Below are 1,970 nucleotides of genomic sequence, written 5' to 3'. Positions count from 1 at the left end.
CCCCGCCGGTCGGCCGGAGCGGGCCTGTCAACCGGTCGCGCAGGTGGTGCCGTTGAGGGTGAACGCCGTCGGGGCGGGGTTGGTCGTGAGCATGGTGCCGGTGAAGCCGACCGCGACCGAGCCGTTGACGGGGATCGTCGAGGTGTACGACGCGGCGGCGACCGTCACCGAGGAGCCCTTCTGGGTCGGGGTGCCGCTCCACATGTTGCTGATGGTCTGGCCGGCCGGGAAGGCGAAGCCCAGGGTCCAGCCGTTGACGGTGGCGGTGCCGGTGTTGCGGACGGTGATCTCCGCCTGGAAGCCGCCGGGCCATTCGTTGGTGACGCGGTAGCCGACGGAGCAGCCGGCGCCGGGGGTGCCGGTGTCCTTCTTGGTCGTGACGGTGATCGTGGCCGAGCGGGGGGAGCGGTTGCCGGCCGCGTCCTTGGCGTACACCGCGAAGGTGTACGCCGTGTCCGGGGTCAGGGACGAGACGGTGACCGTGGTGGTCGTGGAGGAGGCGACCGTGGTCTCCGTGGTGCCGTTGACGCGGACCACCTCGTAGCCGGTGACGCCGACGTCGTCCGTGGCGGCGGCCCAGGTCAGGGTGACCGAGGTGGGAGAGACGCCCGAGGCAGCCGGGGTGCCCGGGGCGGTCGGGGCCCGGGTGTCGGGGGCTGTGCCGCCGAAGACCTTGGCCTCGCGGGAGGTCTGGGCGATGCCGTTCGCGCCGTGGAAGACGCGCCGGCCCCAGGAGCTGAGCCGCGCCGGGTCGAAGCCGGTCGCGAGGTCGAGGATCGGGTCGGTGTTGCCGCTCCAGGACCAGGCCAGGTAGCCGAGGCCGAGCCGCTCGGCGGTGGCCATCATGGCGTCCTCGTCCGGGTCGCCCCACTGGTCGGCCGGGCCGCCGAACTCACCTATGAGGATGGGGAGTCTGGCGGCGACGAAGGCGTTGAGGTAGTCGGTGACCTTCTGGGCCGTGTCGAAGACGCTGTACATGTGGATCGAGAAGATCAGGTTGCCGGTGGTGTCGGCGTCGTAGACCGTCCGGGCGTTGGCCCGCATGACGCCCTGCCAGTCCTGGCCCCAGTTGGGCGCGTCCACCATGATCGTGTGCTTGAAGCCGGCCCCGCGCAGCTTCTTGATCGCGGCGATCGTGGGGTTGGTCCAGCCGGCCGGATCGGTGTTGCCCCAGGGCTCGTTGCCGATGTTGATGACGACGTAGTCCTCTTCGCCGGCCAGGACGTTCTTGAGGCTGATCCAGTAGTCGGCGGCGTGGTCGAGCGTGCCGGCGGCGGCATCCTCGCCGTAGCCGGTGGTGTCGTGCACCTCCAGTACGCAGATCAGGCGGTTGGCCTTGCAGCCGGCGATGACGGCCGCCACGTCCGCCGCGCTGTTCCGGGTCCAGCGGTGGCCGTCGGAGAGGACGACCCGCACGCTGTTGGCGCCGAGCGCCTTGATGTCGGCCAGCGACCGGGTCTCGCCCGGGTACCAGGTGTGGGCGTGGTTGACGCCGCGCATCACGAAGTCGTTGCCGTTGCCTTCGAGGAGGCGGCCGTTGCTGATGTGCAGGCCGGTCGCGGCGGCGTCGGAGGACCCGGGGGCGGCGTGGGCGGGGGACGGGGCCAGGGCGAGCAGGCCGAGGAGGACGGCCACGGCTGCCAGTAGGGCGGTGGACGGGTTCCTGAGTGTCGTGCTTCTTGTTCTTCTCACTGCGTCTCCAGGGAGTGAGGCAAGGAAGCCGGGCGGACAATGGTTATGGGAGCGCTCCCATAGAGCCAGTTGCGTCAGGGGCACGTCAAGAGTTGAGGAGAAAGCGGTTTCCCCTCCGGGGCTGCCGTGCTGGTGGCCGGTCTGCTCCTGGCCGCGGCCGCGCCGGCCCCTCCACCCCTCTGTGCAGGCACCTGCCCTCCGCGGGCGAGGAGAAGACGGGCCGGCCTCGAAGCCGTCACGCCCGCGACGGCCTACGGCAGTCGCCAGTCCACCGGCTC

1 protein-coding gene is annotated in these 1,970 nt (G+C 71.0%); it reads right to left on the bottom strand.

From position 1 onward, the window contains the following. Positions 1-27: 27 nt before the first annotated feature. Positions 28-1,692 (bottom strand): cellulase family glycosylhydrolase, encoded by a 1,665-nt coding sequence (locus RH94_RS34145; RefSeq protein ID WP_073952189.1) that lies wholly within the window; start codon positions 1,690-1,692, stop codon positions 28-30. Positions 1,693-1,970: the final 278 nt, after the last annotated feature.

Origin of the sequence: Streptomyces kebangsaanensis (assembly GCF_001906585.1) — a bacterium.
Taxonomy (GTDB): domain Bacteria; phylum Actinomycetota; class Actinomycetes; order Streptomycetales; family Streptomycetaceae; genus Streptomyces; species Streptomyces kebangsaanensis.
Note: the sequence above shows the minus strand (reverse complement) of the source record. Positions and strands in the feature narration are given on the sequence as shown.